General features: G+C 66.3%; 17 protein-coding genes. 10 read left to right on the top strand and 7 right to left on the bottom strand.

Annotated features, from left to right (window positions below; genetic code table 11):
• The coding region (locus QOC69_RS15815) for an AAA family ATPase (protein ID WP_526441138.1) at positions 1-2,024 on the bottom strand (2,024 nt) is incomplete at its 3' end.
• Between the two features lie 76 nt (positions 2,025-2,100).
• Entirely contained in the window at positions 2,101-2,856 is a 756-nt protein-coding gene (locus QOC69_RS15810) for an SDR family oxidoreductase (protein ID WP_526441136.1), read from the bottom strand.
• Between the two features lie 137 nt (positions 2,857-2,993).
• Between QOC69_RS15810 and QOC69_RS15805 the strand changes: the two genes are divergently transcribed.
• From QOC69_RS15805 to QOC69_RS15795, 3 genes are read left to right on the top strand one after another with little or no spacing between them, the layout of a single operon-like run.
• Positions 2,994-3,941 (top strand): DUF808 domain-containing protein, encoded by a 948-nt coding sequence (locus QOC69_RS15805; RefSeq protein WP_526441134.1) that lies wholly within the window; start codon positions 2,994-2,996, stop codon positions 3,939-3,941.
• Between the two features lie 40 nt (positions 3,942-3,981).
• Complete coding sequence (locus QOC69_RS15800; protein ID WP_526441132.1) at positions 3,982-5,049, top strand: DUF2855 family protein; 1,068 nt, start codon at positions 3,982-3,984, stop codon at positions 5,047-5,049.
• Between the two features lie 13 nt (positions 5,050-5,062).
• Positions 5,063-5,443: a hypothetical protein gene (locus tag QOC69_RS15795; protein WP_526441130.1), complete on the top strand. Its 381-nt coding sequence runs from the start codon at positions 5,063-5,065 to the stop codon at positions 5,441-5,443.
• Between the two features lie 10 nt (positions 5,444-5,453).
• Here QOC69_RS15795 and QOC69_RS15790 read toward each other — a convergent pair whose 3' ends face one another.
• Positions 5,454-6,872: an SDR family NAD(P)-dependent oxidoreductase gene (locus QOC69_RS15790; RefSeq protein ID WP_526441128.1), complete on the bottom strand. Its 1,419-nt coding sequence runs from the start codon at positions 6,870-6,872 to the stop codon at positions 5,454-5,456.
• A gap of 58 nt (positions 6,873-6,930) precedes the next feature.
• Here QOC69_RS15790 and QOC69_RS15785 point away from each other — a divergent pair, with 58 nt between their 5' ends.
• Positions 6,931-7,473, top strand: a complete 543-nt coding sequence (locus QOC69_RS15785) for a nuclear transport factor 2 family protein (RefSeq protein WP_526441126.1) — start codon at positions 6,931-6,933, stop codon at positions 7,471-7,473.
• Positions 7,474-7,482: 9 nt separating this feature from the next.
• Here QOC69_RS15785 and QOC69_RS15780 read toward each other — a convergent pair whose 3' ends face one another.
• Positions 7,483-7,749 carry a YdeI/OmpD-associated family protein gene (locus tag QOC69_RS15780; RefSeq protein ID WP_526441124.1) on the bottom strand — a complete coding sequence of 89 codons (267 nt, stop codon included), beginning with the start codon at positions 7,747-7,749 and terminating at the stop codon, positions 7,483-7,485.
• A 90-nt stretch (positions 7,750-7,839) separates the two neighbouring features.
• On the opposite strand from QOC69_RS15780, the gene QOC69_RS15775 reads away from it, so the two are divergent.
• On the top strand, positions 7,840-9,000 hold the full coding sequence (locus QOC69_RS15775; protein WP_526441122.1) for an LLM class flavin-dependent oxidoreductase: 1,161 nt from the start codon (positions 7,840-7,842) through the stop codon (positions 8,998-9,000).
• A gap of 9 nt (positions 9,001-9,009) precedes the next feature.
• On the opposite strand, the gene QOC69_RS15770 is transcribed toward QOC69_RS15775, so the two are convergent.
• A complete protein-coding gene (locus QOC69_RS15770; RefSeq protein ID WP_526441120.1) occupies positions 9,010-9,639 on the bottom strand; it encodes a DNA-3-methyladenine glycosylase I in 630 nt (209 codons plus the stop codon).
• Positions 9,640-9,771: 132 nt separating this feature from the next.
• On the opposite strand from QOC69_RS15770, the gene QOC69_RS15765 reads away from it, so the two are divergent.
• Positions 9,772-10,581: an SDR family oxidoreductase gene (locus QOC69_RS15765; protein WP_526441118.1), complete on the top strand. Its 810-nt coding sequence runs from the start codon at positions 9,772-9,774 to the stop codon at positions 10,579-10,581.
• On the opposite strand, the gene QOC69_RS15760 is transcribed toward QOC69_RS15765, so the two are convergent.
• Positions 10,578-11,438: a type 1 glutamine amidotransferase domain-containing protein gene (locus QOC69_RS15760; RefSeq protein ID WP_526441116.1), complete on the bottom strand. Its 861-nt coding sequence runs from the start codon at positions 11,436-11,438 to the stop codon at positions 10,578-10,580. The two genes, QOC69_RS15765 and QOC69_RS15760, sit on opposite strands and share 4 nt — an antisense overlap.
• Before the next feature lie 79 nt (positions 11,439-11,517).
• On the opposite strand from QOC69_RS15760, the gene QOC69_RS15755 reads away from it, so the two are divergent.
• From QOC69_RS15755 to QOC69_RS15740, 4 genes are all read left to right on the top strand, one after another.
• A complete protein-coding gene (locus QOC69_RS15755) occupies positions 11,518-12,264 on the top strand; it encodes a glycoside hydrolase domain-containing protein (RefSeq protein ID WP_526441142.1) in 747 nt (248 codons plus the stop codon).
• Between the two features lie 7 nt (positions 12,265-12,271).
• A complete protein-coding gene (locus tag QOC69_RS15750; RefSeq protein ID WP_526441114.1) occupies positions 12,272-12,619 on the top strand; it encodes a nuclear transport factor 2 family protein in 348 nt (115 codons plus the stop codon).
• 27 nt (positions 12,620-12,646) lie between these two features.
• Positions 12,647-12,814, top strand: a complete 168-nt coding sequence (locus tag QOC69_RS15745; RefSeq protein ID WP_526441112.1) for a hypothetical protein — start codon at positions 12,647-12,649, stop codon at positions 12,812-12,814.
• Between the two features lie 211 nt (positions 12,815-13,025).
• Positions 13,026-13,940, top strand: coding sequence for a L,D-transpeptidase (locus tag QOC69_RS15740; RefSeq protein ID WP_526441140.1), 915 nt, complete (start codon positions 13,026-13,028; stop codon positions 13,938-13,940).
• A gap of 10 nt (positions 13,941-13,950) precedes the next feature.
• Here the strand turns inward: QOC69_RS15740 and QOC69_RS15735 are convergent.
• Positions 13,951-14,357, bottom strand: a 407-nt coding sequence (locus tag QOC69_RS15735) for an adenylate/guanylate cyclase domain-containing protein (RefSeq protein WP_526441110.1), incomplete at its 5' end; no start/stop codon positions are given.

The raw sequence follows: 14,357 nt of genomic DNA, 5'->3' as shown, positions 1-14,357 counted from the left end.
CTCAGCGCGTCGGCGGGAATCCCCCGCCATGCCGCAAGATTCAACGAGTGATACTTCACCGGCGTGTACCCCATCGACGCGGTGACTGCGTCGGCTTCCTCGAGGAACATTGCCGCCGTGCCTAATTCGCCCCTGTACACGTGAACCCCGGCCCGATAGGTAAGCGCTGGCGGAATCACCGCGAGAGCACCGGTGTCCCGTGCGCGCCGAACCATGTCGGTGGCGATCTGCTCCAAGACCAGGTCGTCCCAGAGCTCGTGCGCGGCGGATTCCTGCGCAATCGGGAACGGCCAGACCGCGGGCTGTCCGTCACCGCTCTGCGCGTGGCTGTTCCAGAGTTCCAGGGCGGCGCGCAGATGTTCGGAACCGGCGCCTGGACCATCGATGATCCGACTGGCCATGCCACTCAACAGGAAGTCGATCGGCCGCTGCAATTCAGGTACCCGGTCGACCGCTCCGCGGGCCGCGTTGGCGATTTCGGCAAGTCGGCGTCGCTCGCCGAGTCGACCCGCGTACATGGCGGCAGCGAGCGCCTCGAGGTATGTCTCCCGAGCAAGGTCATCGTCGAGAACGTCGAGTCCCTTGGCTGCGCTGAGCAATTGCGCTGCCGCTTCGCTCGTCTTTAGCGCGCCCGACTCGCCTGCACGGCTGCGGACGAACTCCATCTGAGCTCGCATGCGGGCGATCTGGGCCTGCTGGAGCTCGGACAGCGGAGCCATGTCGGCTATCGCGAGAAGCTCGTACGCCGCCTCTGGCGCGGCCGCGTCCCGTTTGGCTTGGGCGGCGGCGATCGCCCTGGAGCCGCGAAGGGTCGGGTCTGATGTCAGGACGGCCGCGCGTTCGAGGAATGCGGCCGCCGCGGCCACACCGCCCCGGCATTGTGCCCGGTCCGCCGAGTTCTCCAGGTCTGCGGCGACCGCATCGTCGGGGCCCGCCGCTGCACTGGCGGCGTGCCATGCCCGACGGTCGGGGTCGACGTCGGAGTCAGTCGATTCCGCCAATGCTCGATGTACCGCCCTGCGGTCGGACAGGTCGGCCGCGCGGTAGGCGGCCGAGCGCATCAACGGGTGGTGAAAGCGCATGCGCGGACCGAACTCGATTACTCCAGCGGCTTCGGCCGGCCCAAGAGCGTCGACGGGAATGCCCAGCCGCGCCCCCGCGCGGAGAAACAGGGCAGCATCGCCGACCGGTTCGGCCGCCGCGACGAGCAACAACCGTTGGGTGTCGGCCGGCAGTGCCTGGATACGGCGCACGAAGTCTTCCTCGATCGCCGCGGCCGATGAGCGCTTGCCCGAAATCCAGAACCCGCCCGCAAGCTCCGTCGCAGAAACACTTCGCGGCACCTCCAGCAGTGCCAACGGAATGCCCCGCGTCTCTGCCACGATGCGATCTCTCACCCGCGGGTCGATTCCGCCGACCATCACCGAGTCCAACAATTCGCGGGCGTCGCCATCCGACAGGCCGCTGATCGCCAGTTCGGGCAGCCCGGCCAATCCATCGGCACCGCCGTCGCGTACCGCGAACACCAGGGCGACCGGCTCGGCCATCAGCCGCCGCGCGACGAAGCCGAGTGTCTGCACCGAGACCTGGTCGAGCCACTGCGCGTCGTCGATGATGCAAAGCAACGGTTTGTCATTGGCTGCCGCCGCGATCAGGCTCAGCACTGCCAACCCGACCAGGAAGCGGTCCGGCGTCGCCCCGACTCCGCGACCAAAGGCGACGTTCAACGCCTCGCGCTGCGGTTCCGGCAGTTCGTCGAGGTGATTCAGCAGTGGTGCGCACAGCTGCTGCAGGCCGGCGAATGCAAGCTCGACATCGGCCTCCGCGCCCGCTACCCGGGCAACGCGGAAACCCGATGCCAGCTCCGACGCGTACTCGAGCAATGCGGTCTTGCCGACACCCGCCTCCCCGCGGAGCACCAGCACCTGGCAGCTACCCGATCGGGCGGTCGATATCAGACCCCGGAGCGTCTCGCATTCGCCGGCGCGACCGCGCAGACGTTGTCCCCGGGCCTGTTTCGACACGATCCTGATCGTAGCGAGCGCTACGCCAGGGAAGAATCGGGTGCCGCCTGGTGCCCGGTGGTTCGGCTCGGTTTGTCTACGCCTTGGCGGCCGCTTCGAGAAGCCATTCCTCGAACCGCGTCTCGAAGAGCGTTGCGCCATCACCGGGGCACAGGGTGCGTTCCCCGAGCTCGATGCCCCAGTAGAGCGCGGTGGGGTCGGCGACGACCTCGCGGGTGTCTCCTCGGGCGGTCAGTGCGGTCCTGATGAGGTCGGGAAGTCGAAACGCCTCTGGCCCACCGATTTCGGTGATGCCGTTCACCGGGTCACCGACCGCGGCGATGGCGACACCCTCAGCGACGTCGACGGCTGCCATCGGCTGAAAGTAGGCGAGTGGCATGCGCACGACGCCATCGACGGTCGACGAGTCGGCGAGCGTCTGGACGAACTCGAAGAACTGCGTCGCGTGCACGATGGAGTAGGGAATGGGGCCGTCGCCGATGAGCTTCTCCTGGAGCAGCTTGCCCTCGAAGTACCCGCTCTGCTTAGCCAAGGTCTCGGTGCCCACCACCGACAGCGCGACATGGTGACCGACCCCGGCAGCCTTCTCGGCCGTGAGCAGGTTCGTGGTCGCCGTGCGGAAGAACTCGATCGCCGCGTCGTCGAGCGTTGGCGAGTTCGACACGTCCACGACCACCTCAGCGCCGGCCAGAACCTCGGGCAGGCCCTCGCCGGTGAACGTGTTCACGCCGGTCGAGGGGGCCGCGGCGACTGCGTTATGACCGCGTTCGGTCAAGGCGTGCACCAACTTCGAACCCACCAGGCCGGTTCCTCCGATTACGACGATTCTCATGATGAGCCTTCCTTTGCGTTCCGAACGGCTGCCTGCGACAGCTCCTCGACCGCCAGAACGGATGGGCCGTCGCGAATTCATCCCAGTGCCAGTCCCTTGGGCGAGCCGCTACGCTCCGATGTCATGGCGGGGACGCGATGAGTGCGGGGCTGTTCGGGCTGCTCGATGACGTTGCGGCGCTGGCACGGCTCGCGGCCGCCTCGGTCGACGACATCGGCGCGGCAGCCGGACGCGCGACGGCGAAGGCCGCGGGCGTCGTCATCGACGACACCGCGGTGACGCCGCAGTACGTGCACGGGATCGCCGCCGAGCGCGAGCTGCCGATGATCAAGCGGATCGCCGTCGGATCCCTGCGCAACAAGCTGCTGTTCATCCTTCCCGCCGCGTTGTTGCTCAGTCAGTTCGTGCCGTGGCTGCTCACGCCGATCCTGATGGTCGGCGCCACCTACCTCTGTTACGAGGGCGCCGAGAAGGTATGGGGCTGGTTTCACAAAAGGGATGCGCACGACAGCCACGCTGCGCCCACGACGGCCGTCGGTGAGGACGCCGAACGTCAGATGACGGCGGGGGCCATCCGCACCGACTTCATCCTCTCCGCCGAGATCATGGTGATCGCACTCAACGAGGTGGCCGACCAGCCGTTCGTGCCGCGGCTGATCATCCTCATCGTCGTCGCCCTGGTCATCACCGCCGCGGTGTACGGCGTGGTCGCCGCCATCGTGAAGATGGACGACATCGGCCTGAACCTCGCGCAGCGGACGTCACGATTCGCCCAGAAGATCGGCCGCGGTCTGGTCGCGGGGATGCCCATCCTGCTCGCCGCACTGTCGACGATCGGCACCGTCGCGATGCTCTGGGTCGGCGGTCACATCCTGCTGGTCGGGACCGACACCCTCGGCTGGTACGCGCCGTACGGCCTGGTTCACCACGGCGAGAAGTACGTGCGCCACGCGGTCGAGGCCGTCGGCGGTCTGCTGGCCTGGCTGGTCAACACCGCGGCGTCCGCAGTGATCGGCCTGGTCGTCGGCGCCGTGGTGGTCGCCGTCGTGCACGTGCTGCCGTTCGGCAAGAAGGACGCGCACTAAGTCACCGAAGGCAGGGTCCCCGCGCGCCTAGGCTGGGCGCGTGGACTTCGAGCTGCACCGCACGGACCTACACGAGAGCCGCTTCGTTCTCGGCGAGCCGCCGTCGCCGGAAGACGGGCAGGCGCTGCTTCGGATCGAATCCTTCGGCCTGACGTCGAACAACATCACCTACGCCGTGTTCGGCGAGGCGATGAAGTACTGGGACTTCTTCCCGGCTTCCGACCCGGGCTGGGGGAAGTTGAACGTCTGGGGCTACGCCCACGTCGAGGAGTCCCGGCACCCCGACCTCGCGCAGGGTGTGCGCGTCTACGGCTACTTCCCCTGTGCCAGCCACCTGCTGGTCGTCCCCGATCGCATCAACGAGAAGGGCTTCGTCGACGCCGCCCCGCACCGTGCCCAGTTGCCGTCGGTGTATCAGGGCTACCGCGACGTCGACACCGACCCCGTCTACTCGGCCGACCTCGAAGCCGAACACATCCTGTTCTTCCCGCTGTTCTTCACCTCGTTCCTGATCGACGACTTCCTCGCCGACGAGGACTTCTTCGGCGCGGACACCGTCGTCATCTCGAGCGCATCGTCGAAGACGGCGATCATCGCGGCCTACCTGCTCGCCAAGCGCGACGGCATCGAGATCGTGGGACTGACCTCCGCAGGCAACCGCGAGTTCGTTGAGGGACTCAACGTCTACGACTCGGTCCAGCTGTACGACGACGTTTCGCAGCTGCCGGGCGAACGCGCCGTCTACGTCGACATCTCGGGTGACGGCGCCGTCCGTACCGACGTCCATGCGCACTACGGCGACCGCCTCGCCCACAGCGCCGCGGTCGGCGTGACGCACTGGACCAAGATGACGCAGGGGGCAAGCGAACTCGACGGGCCGAAACCCGTCTTCTTCTTCGCCCCGGACCGGATCAAGAAGCGCGGTGCAGACTGGGGCACCGCGAAGCTGGATCAGAGTGTCGCCGAGGCATGGGTTCCGTTTGCGCGGTGGGCATCGGATTGGCTGCGCGTCGAGCGCATCTCGACCCAGGACGACATCCAGCGGGTCTACCTCGAACTCCTCGACGGGAAGCTCGACCCGACGGCTGGCACCATAGTGGATCTCTAGGACGGGGACCCCCATGGCCACATACCTGCTGAACGAAGCCGCCGTGGCCAAGGCACGCAAACTGATCGACTCCCGGCAATACGTCCTCGACAGCGACTGGGGTGAGGTGCAACCGCGGGCCGACGCGCAGAACGCTTATCTCGAGTCGCACTCCTGGGCCGAATACGGCGAGTGGCATCTCGGGCTGACCGAGGGCGCAAACGACGATACGAAGGCGCGGTATGCCTTCGTATATGGAGATCTTCGACGCGTTCACCGCACCGGCCTGATCGCCTGCGTCTACCGCGCCTCCGAGTGGCGGCACAAGGACGTCGAGCTGGCCGCGCACGAGCTGCTGCAGTATCTCGACAAGAAGGCCGGGTTGGAACCGACCCAGGGCAGGGCGCCGTCGTAGGGGCCAACGCCTACCAGTTGCTGGGCGCGTAGTCCTTCAGGAAGCAGCCGTGCAGATCCTCGCCGGACTCCCCGCGCACGATCGGGTCGTACACGCGGGCGGCGCCGTCGACGAGGTCGAGCGGGGCGTGGAAACCCTCGTCGGCGAGCCGCAGCTTGGTCGGGTGCGGGCGCTCGTCAGTGATCCACCCGGTGTCGACGGCGGTCATGAGGATGCCGTCGCGCTCCAACATCTCGGCCGCGCTGGTGCGGGTGAGCATGTTCAGCGCGGCCTTGGCCATATTGGTGTGCGGGTGGCCGGGACCCTTGTAGGCCCGGCTGAACTGGCCCTCCATCGCCGACACGTTCACCACGTACTTGCGGCGCGCGGACGCCGCGGCCATCGCCGGACGCAGCCGACTGACCAGGATGAACGGCGCGGTCTGGTTGCACAGCTGCACCTCGAGTAGTTCCATCGCGTCGACCTCGTCCACGCGTTGGGTCCAACTGTTCACCGAAGCGGTATCGGGCAGCAGCCCACCCGCGTCGATGGCGGTGCCGGTGGCGATGCGGTCGGGTGAGGCGCTGCGGGCGACCAGGGCCAACTCGGTCACCGCGTGCGGCGTGGGGTGCTCGGTCAGGCTCCCCGCAAGAGCGGCCGGGTGGGCATCACTGACGTGGTCGAACGTGATCACGTCCACGAGCTCCGGCGGCCGGGTCCGCTCGGCCTCGACGAGCGCCGAGTAGGAGCCCGGCGGGCGGCGCACCGTCTGTGCCGCGTTGTTGACCAGGATGTCGAGCGGGCCCTGCTCGGCCATGGTGTCGGCGAGCGCGACGACCTGGGCCGGGTCGCGCAGGTCGATGCCCACGACGCGCAGCCGGTGCAGCCAATCAGCGCTGTCGGGCATCGCGGCGAAGCGGCGCACGGCGTCGTTCGGAAAGCGGGTGGTGATGGTGGTGTGCGCGCCGTCGCGGAGTAGCCGCAACGCGATGTACATGCCGATCTTGGCGCGACCGCCGGTGAGCAGGGCGGTCCGGCCGGTGAGATCGGTGCGGGCGTCGCGCTTGGCCTGGTTGAACGAGGCGCAGTCCGGGCAGAGTTGGTGGTAGAACGCATCGACCACCGTGTAGCGGTTCTTGCACATGTAGCAGGCCCGCGAGCGCACCAGCGTGCCCGCGCTGGCCCCGACCGCTGCGGACACCAGTGGCAAACCCTGCGTCTCGTCGTCGATGCGGCCGGGAGCCCCGGTGGCGGTGGCAGAGGTGACCGCGTAGTCGGAGGCCGTCACCGCATCCCGCTTGGCGTGGCGGCGGGCTAGCTTCACCGACTTCCACAGGCTCGCCGTGGCCCGGCGCACCGCCACGGCATCGGGGTGCTCGGGAGGCAGCGACTCGATTTCGGACAGCACCTGCAGGCAGGTGCTGAGCTTCTCCTGATCGATCGCGGTCACGTTGGAAGGGTACGGCGGCGCTGTCGGTTCGCACCGTCGAAGGCCACACTGATAGGCGATGGCACCCTCAGAAGCCCTGATGCAGGAAATGCTCGACGAGTTTCAGCTCAGGAAGCTCGTCCACCGCTACTGCCGCGCCGTCGATCGTGGTGACCTCGTGCAGCTGCGAGATCTGTACCACGACGACGCCGAAGACGGCCACGGCGCGTTCTCAGACGGGACAGCCGACGACTTCCTCCGTGAGCTCGCCGCCGCCCGCCCCCACATACGGTCGATGCAACACAACGTCACCACGGTGAACTTCGCCATCGACGGAGACACCGCCGAGGGCGAGATCTACACCATTGCGACCCATACGTTCGGTGCGGGCGATCGGGACGTCGACGTCATGGTCGGCGGACGATACCTCGACAGGTACGAGAAGCGAAGTGGCACATGGAAGATCCTCGTACGCAAGATCGTGACCGACTGGGCCCACGTGAACGACCCCTCCTCGGTGGATCTGAGCCACCCGATAACCAGAGACACTCCGAGAGGAACCCCTGACGCGAATGATCCGTCATACGAGTTCTTCTCGCTATTGCTGAAGAACGGGCAGTGACGCGGCCTGCTATCGGCCGGTGCGCTCGCGGTGCTTGCACCCCGGCCAACAGCAGGGTCGACGCATGCCCTCTTCCAGCTCCTCCTGGGTGCGGCGAATGCGGCGCTCTCGCGTCACCTCTTGTTTGGCATCCTCGACCCAGCAGATGAACTCGTTGCGCGCCAGGGGCGTGATGTCCTTCCACGCGGCCAGTGCGGTGTCATTGGCGAGCAACGCCCCGCGCAGGTCCGTGGGCAACTCGTGCACGACGCCACCGGGCACTCGCTGGCTGCTCATGAAGTCAAGATAACCCAGCCTCGCATCCTTGACGTCGGCGATTCGCGATGACACTGGACCACGGGCGGAGAGCGGGACAACAATCGGCGGATGCGCTTCGGAAACTTCATGGCTCCCTTCCACTCGGTCGGACACAACCCGACGCTCGCCATCGAGCGAGACCTCGACCTGATCGTGACGATGGACCGCCTCGGCTTCGACGAAGCGTGGATCGGCGAGCACCACTCCGCCGGCTTCGAGATCATCGCGTCGCCCGAGGTCTTCATCGGCGTCGCGGCGGAGCGCACCAAGCACATCAAGCTCGGGACGGGCGTGAGTTCCCTGCCGTATCACAACCCCCTGATGCTCGCCGATCGCATGGTCCTGCTCGACCACCTCACCCGCGGCCGCGCGATGCTCGGTTGCGGCCCCGGTCAGCTCACGTCGGACGCGCACATGCTCGGGATCCCCGCAGACGAGCAACGGCCGCGCATGGAGCAGTGCCTCGACGCGATCATGCGGCTGCTACGCGGCGAGACCGTCACCATGCACACCGACGGGTTCACCCTTCAGGACGCGAGGCTGCAGCTGAAGCCGTACAGCGACCCGTGCTTCGACGTCGCGGTCGCGGCGTCCTTCTCGCCCACCGGGCCGCGCGGCGCCGGAAGGCACGGGATCGGCATGCTGTCGATCGCTGCGACTGCGAAGCAGGGCATGGACCTGCTTGCCCAGCACTGGGCGACGTGGGAGGAGGTCGCGCTCGAGCACGATCACGTCGCGGACCGCTCGAAGTGGCGGCTCGTCGGCCCGATGCACCTTGCCGACACCCGCGAGCAGGCCGAGCGCGACGTCGAGTACGGCATCGCCGAGTTCTCGCGCTACTTCTCCCACATCCTGCCTGCAGGGCCCGTGCAGGGTGACACACCGGAAGAGATCATCGCCAACAATCGCGAGTCCGGCTTCGCGGTGATCGGCACGCCCGAGGACGCCGTGGCCAAGATCGAGGAGCTCGTCGAGGCGAGCAGCGGCGGCTTCGGCGCCTTCCTTCTGTTCGACCACGACTGGGCTACCCCCGGCGCGAAACTGCACAGCTACGACCTGTTCGCGGAATACGTGATACCGCATTTCACCGGCCAGCTCGCGGGACCGGCCGCGTCGCAAGACTGGGTAGTCGGAAGCGGGACCGAGTTCGTCGACCGTGCCGCGCACGCAATCGGCAAGGCGATCGAAGACCACGTCGTCGAACAGGAGGCCAAGAAGGCCCCACGGTGACCGTCCGCATCACGGTGCGCGGAAGCAACCGTCGAAGTGGCCGTTGTCGATGCCCACCGTCTGCATGAACGAATGAGCGACCACCGGCCCGACGAACCGAAACCCTCGATCCCGCAATGCAGCAGCGAGCTGTTGCGACTCCGGGCTCTCTGCCCTGCCATCGCTCCATTGCCGCAGCGGATGCCGAAGACGGGTTTGGTAGTGCCAGGCGATGTCGTTCAGCGACGTCGACGTCAGGAGCCGGGCATTGTGCACGGTCGCTTCGATCTTGGCGCGGTTGCGGATGATCGCGCGGTCCGCCATCAAGAGGTCGACGTCGCGATCGGTCATCTTCGCCACGGCGGTGGGGTCGAAGCCGGCGAAGGCTCGACGCAGCGCGTCACGTTTCTTGAAGACGATCGCCCAGGACAGGCCGTTCTCGAAGTAGGTGGACACCAACGCCTCGAACAACGCGGCTTCATCGTGGACGGGTGTGCCCCACTCTCGGTCGTGATATCCGGTCAGGTCGGCGCCCACCTCGGTGACCCAGCCGCATCGCACGACGCCGTCGGTTCCCTCGAGCGTGGTGGGACGTGTCGCGGGAACCCCAACCCCGCCCATCGCCTTCAACGCACCACCGGCCATACAGAGGCTGGGCAATAGTCCGTCATCGCACTCAAGCTACTCACACTCCGCGGTGGGTACGGAAACGCGGTTCCAGCTCACCACTTAGGCTGGCAGCCGGCGACACCGAGCCCAACTGCACGCCCACCGACGACCGAAGGCGACCCAATGACGGATGGCCAAACCACCACGCACGCGGAACTTTTCGACCTGACCGGCAAATCCGCTCTCGTCACCGGCGGCACCAGGGGTATCGGCATGATGATGGCTCGCGGTCTGCTTCAGGCGGGTGCGCGCGTCGTCATCAGCTCGCGCAAGGCCGATGCGTGCGCGCAGGCCCAGGACCTGTTGTCCGAGTTCGGCGAGGTGCGAGCCATTCCGGCAGACCTATCCAAGCACGACGAATGCCGTCGTCTCGCCGGCCTCGTCACCGCCGACTCCGACGGACTCCACATCCTCGTCAACAACGCAGGCGCTACGTGGGGCGCGCCGCTGGAGAGCTTCCCCGACTCGGCGTGGGACAAAGTGCTCGACCTCAACCTCAAGTCGCCGTTTTGGCTCGTTCAGGCGCTGCTGCCCGCGCTCCGGCAGGCGGGCACGGCCGACGACCCGGCGCGGGTCATCAACGTCGGCAGCATCGACGGCATCCACGTCCCTCCGCTGCCGACGTACTCCTACTCCGCCAGCAAGGCGGCGCTGCACCAGCTGACTCGGGTGCTCGCGCGCGAGTTGGGGCCGCAGCACATCACCGTGAACGCGGTAGCGCCGGGACCGTTCCGCTCGAAGATGATGGCGGCGACGATCGATGCCTTCGGCGACGCGATCGCGGCGTCGTCTCCGCTCGGTCGCATCGGACGCGACGACGACATGGCCGGTATCGCAGTGTTCCTCGCCAGCCGCGCGGGCTCCTACCTCACCGGGACGATCATCCCGGTCGATGGCGGCATCGCGACGACCGCCACCGGCAGCGCGAGCTAACTGCCGAGCAGTTTCGCCGACACCGTTGCGGCAAACGTGTGCGTGTCGCCGGGCCAGCGCGCCGACACATAGCCGCCGTCGTCGACGACGAATGCGGGCCGCGCATTCGACGCAGAGTCTCGTATCATCCCCGACGTCTTCAGCCGCCAATCCGCCGAACCCACTGGGACATCACGGAAGTCGTCCGGACTCTGCAGCGCACGGGTCACCTCTGCCTGCACGGACATGTAGCCGATCGGGTCCCCGGGTTTCTCGACGTAGGTGCGGTAGTAGTCGGGGTCCCAGAACCTCGTCACCCGGGCCATGCGCCAGGCGCGACGCTCCAGTTCCCATGTCAGCGCGGTGGTCTTGCGGCCGTAGAGCACCGAGCGCCCCGTCGCCGGATCGACGGTTCGGGCGGCGAGCAGCACTCCGTGACAGATGGCGGCGACGAGGACTTCCCGGCGGAAGGCTTCCGCGACGAGACCCTGCAACACGTCGCTGTCGATGTAGCTCTGCATCCCCCGCGCGCGGTGCCCACCGGGAAGCAACAATGCGTCCACGTCGTCAAGACCTGTCTCGGCCCAAGCGGTGGGCCGCCGGTACTCCTGTGACGCCAGCATCCGCCCGTACGCAGCGCGTGCCTCGCGGTTCGCGCGCAGAATCCGACCGACGACGATCGCCCGGCCCAAACCGGGGACCTTGGACCAGAAGTCGAGGCCGCGGCCGGTGAGCATGATGTCGTCGCCGACCGCCTGCACACCGCTTTCGGTGCTGAACACGACGGTGTGCCCGTGCGCGGTCAGCACCTGCCAGCTGACGGCGACCTCGGTCGGGTCGAAGTCGGTGTCCGGAATGGGTATCAGGACGGTGGCCACGAGTGCCAGCATGGCACCCGTGAGCATCAGTGAGCAGCGGGATAGCGGCGCACAGCGGTCTGTTTCCCGGCGCGACGCCCTGAAGTACGCAGTCTCCGCACCGGTCCTACTTGGTTTGGGGACGGCGGTCGCGACACTCCACGCGCCGAAGGCAGCTGCCGACAACATGATGCTGATCGACTTTGCGGAGCGGTTGGTCGCGCCGGATCAGATCAAGTCGGCTGGCTACGACGGAGCACTCGTCTACGTGTCCAAGTTACGGCCTGGCGCAGACTTCGACTTCAAGCCCGTCACCCGCGAGTACGCGGATGGGCTACTCGCGGCCGGTCTTCACGTCGTGAGCTGCTATCAGTACGGAAAACCCGGTTGGCCGACGCCGTCGGACTTCACCCGCGGGTACCAGGGCGGCGTCGCGGACGCACAGACGGCTCTGCAGCTACACGCCGCGGCCGGGGGTCCGGATTCGGCGCCGATCTTCTTCAGCGTCGACGAGGGCATCGACCTCAACACCTGGAACAGCCCTGCCGTCAAGTGGTTTCAAGGAATCAACTCGGTGCTGGGCGTGAACCGCACCGGCATCTACGGGTCCGCCAACGTGTGTGGCTGGGCGATCCGCGACGGTGTCATCGGTCGCTCATCGACTGCGGGCCACGCGTGGGCATGGCAGACGAGAGCATGGTCTTCTGGTGCGCGCGAGCCCGCCGCCGTGCTGTACCAGTACGTGATCGTCACCGACTCCGACCCAGGCGTTCTCCTGGGCGGCACCCACGTCGACGTGGACGAGGTTCTTGCGGCCGATTTCGGGCAGTGGGACCTCGAGAGATAGATACGTGATGGCCCCGTCAGAAGCCCTCCTGCAGGAAATGCTCGACGAGTTTCAGTTGCGCAAGCTCGTGCACGGCTACTGCCGCGCCGTCGATCGTGGCGTATCGCGTACCCTGCGAGACCTCTACTGTCACGACGTCAAGGACGACCACGGCGCCTTCGCAACGGGGACTGCCGACGAGTTCTTCAGCGCGCTCGCCGCCGCCCGGCCCCACATACGCTCAATGCAACACAACGTCACCACGGTGAATTTCGCCATCAACGGAAGCACCGCCGAAGGTGAGATCTACACCATTGCAACGCACACGTTCGGCGCGGGCGATCGGGACGTCGACGTCATGGTCGGCGGACGCTAGCTCGACAAGTACGAGAAGCGGGATGGCATGTGGAAGATACTGCGGCCGATGATCGTCACCGACTGGGCCCACCTCAACGACCCGTCGTCGGTGGACCTGCGCCATCCAATGACCAGAGACACCCCAAGAGGAGCTCCTGACGCGAATGATCCGTCATACCAGTTCTTCTCGTTACTGCTCAAATACGTGGAGTGATCGGTGATGCAGTAACGGGACTTGGCCGGCCTAGATGGGAGCTCCCTAGTCAGATGCAGGAGAGGCCAATCTGCGTTCAATTTGTTCTTGATTCGTTGTGCCGCATATGAGTAAGTGCCGACCAAATGTGGAACGGTAGTCATTGGCCATCTGGCCTCACTGCGAACCGGCCCCCGGCAGCAGTCGCCGATCTCACCTTGCGAGAATGCATATGCGAAGTCCGACAAGTATCCGAGCAACTGCTCTGATCGGAGCTCTAACGGTTCTGGCGGCATTGGTGACGGCACCGCACGCGCTGGCCGACCCCGAAGGAAATGTTGCCTCACCGACCGATCCGTCGCCCGCGGAAGCGGTTGACTCATCGGGGGCGTGGGCGCCCTTGGAGCAGACTGCGGGAGCAGTCAATGAGACAGTGCCCGGCGCAGCCCCTTTCAGTCTGGCGGCAGTAAATCCTTCGAACGGATCGACGGTCGGCGTCGCCAAGCCGATCATCATCGCGTTCACCGCGCCAATCACAGACCAGTCGGCGGCCGAGGACGCGATACACATCTCGTCGGATCCGCCGGTGGCCGGAAAGTTCTATTGGATGAACGACAGCCAGGTACGGTGGCGGCCCTTTGAATTCTGGCCTGAACACGCCACGGTGAACATCGACGCGGCGGGCACCGAGTCCAGCTTCACCACGGGAGACGCTCTAATTGCCACGGCCGACAACAACACCCACCAGATGACGATCACGCGTAATGGCAACGTTGAGCAGACATTTCCGATGTCGATGGGCAAGCCGGGACACGACACCCCCGACGGCACCTACTACGTCCAGGACAAGTTTTCTGACGTTGTGATGGACTCCGAGACATACGGAGTTTCGAATGAGTCGCCAGAGGGCTACCGCCTCCACGTCAAGCTGGCGGTGCAGTTCGACAACAGCGGCAACTTCGTGCACAGCGCGCCCTGGTCGGTGGCCGACCAGGGAAATCGGAATGTGAGCCACGGCTGCATCAACATCAGCCCCGCAGACGCGCAGTGGTTCTACGACAACTTCGGGATCGGCGATCCCATCGTGGTAACGAACTCCGTGGGTAGCTACACGCAAAACGACGGTGGCCAGGACTGGCAAATCTAGCCAAGATAGATCAAGAGGTGGTTGCTCCGCTGCGCGCGGCGAGGTCGAGGCCGAACACCTGCACAGCGGCTGACTTTCCCTTTAGGGCGTGACTCCCCCGGTCGGACAGTCCGGGCGGTCGAGTAAGCAGGGCGTCGACGGTGTGGTGGGTGAGAAGGATCGCGTCGCCGGTGGTCTTGGTGAGCTGCTCGACGCGGGCAGCCACGTTGACGGTGTCACCGATGAGGGTGAACTCCAGCTTGCCTGCGCCGCCGATGGTCCCTGCGATCACCAATCCGGTGTTGATCCCGATGCCGATCCGAAGTTCGCCGCCGAATCGCTCAGCGACGAGACGGTAAAACAGCACCGCGGCAGTCACCGCGGCGTCGGCATGGTCGGCGAGGGCGTTGGGGGCGCCGAAGACGGCCAGCGCACCGT

Source organism: Mycobacterium sp. (assembly GCF_032162105.1).
GTDB lineage: Bacteria > Actinomycetota > Actinomycetes > Mycobacteriales > Mycobacteriaceae > Mycobacterium.
This window is presented reverse-complemented; position numbering and strand designations above follow the sequence as displayed.

Coding starts and splice junctions, on each gene's coding strand:
- QOC69_RS15740 (WP_526441140.1), top strand. CDS start 13,026: ATGCGAAGTCCGACAAGTATCCGAGCAACTGCTCTGATCGGAGCTCTA.
- QOC69_RS15775 (WP_526441122.1), top strand. CDS start 7,840: ATGCGCTTCGGAAACTTCATGGCTCCCTTCCACTCGGTCGGACACAAC.
- QOC69_RS15780 (WP_526441124.1), bottom strand. CDS start 7,749: ATGAGCAGCCAGCGAGTGCCCGGTGGCGTCGTGCACGAGTTGCCCACG.
- QOC69_RS15785 (WP_526441126.1), top strand. CDS start 6,931: ATGGCACCCTCAGAAGCCCTGATGCAGGAAATGCTCGACGAGTTTCAG.
- QOC69_RS15765 (WP_526441118.1), top strand. CDS start 9,772: ATGACGGATGGCCAAACCACCACGCACGCGGAACTTTTCGACCTGACC.
- QOC69_RS15745 (WP_526441112.1), top strand. CDS start 12,647: ATGTGGAAGATACTGCGGCCGATGATCGTCACCGACTGGGCCCACCTC.
- QOC69_RS15805 (WP_526441134.1), top strand. CDS start 2,994: ATGAGTGCGGGGCTGTTCGGGCTGCTCGATGACGTTGCGGCGCTGGCA.
- QOC69_RS15795 (WP_526441130.1), top strand. CDS start 5,063: ATGGCCACATACCTGCTGAACGAAGCCGCCGTGGCCAAGGCACGCAAA.
- QOC69_RS15750 (WP_526441114.1), top strand. CDS start 12,272: ATGGCCCCGTCAGAAGCCCTCCTGCAGGAAATGCTCGACGAGTTTCAG.
- QOC69_RS15810 (WP_526441136.1), bottom strand. CDS start 2,856: ATGAGAATCGTCGTAATCGGAGGAACCGGCCTGGTGGGTTCGAAGTTG.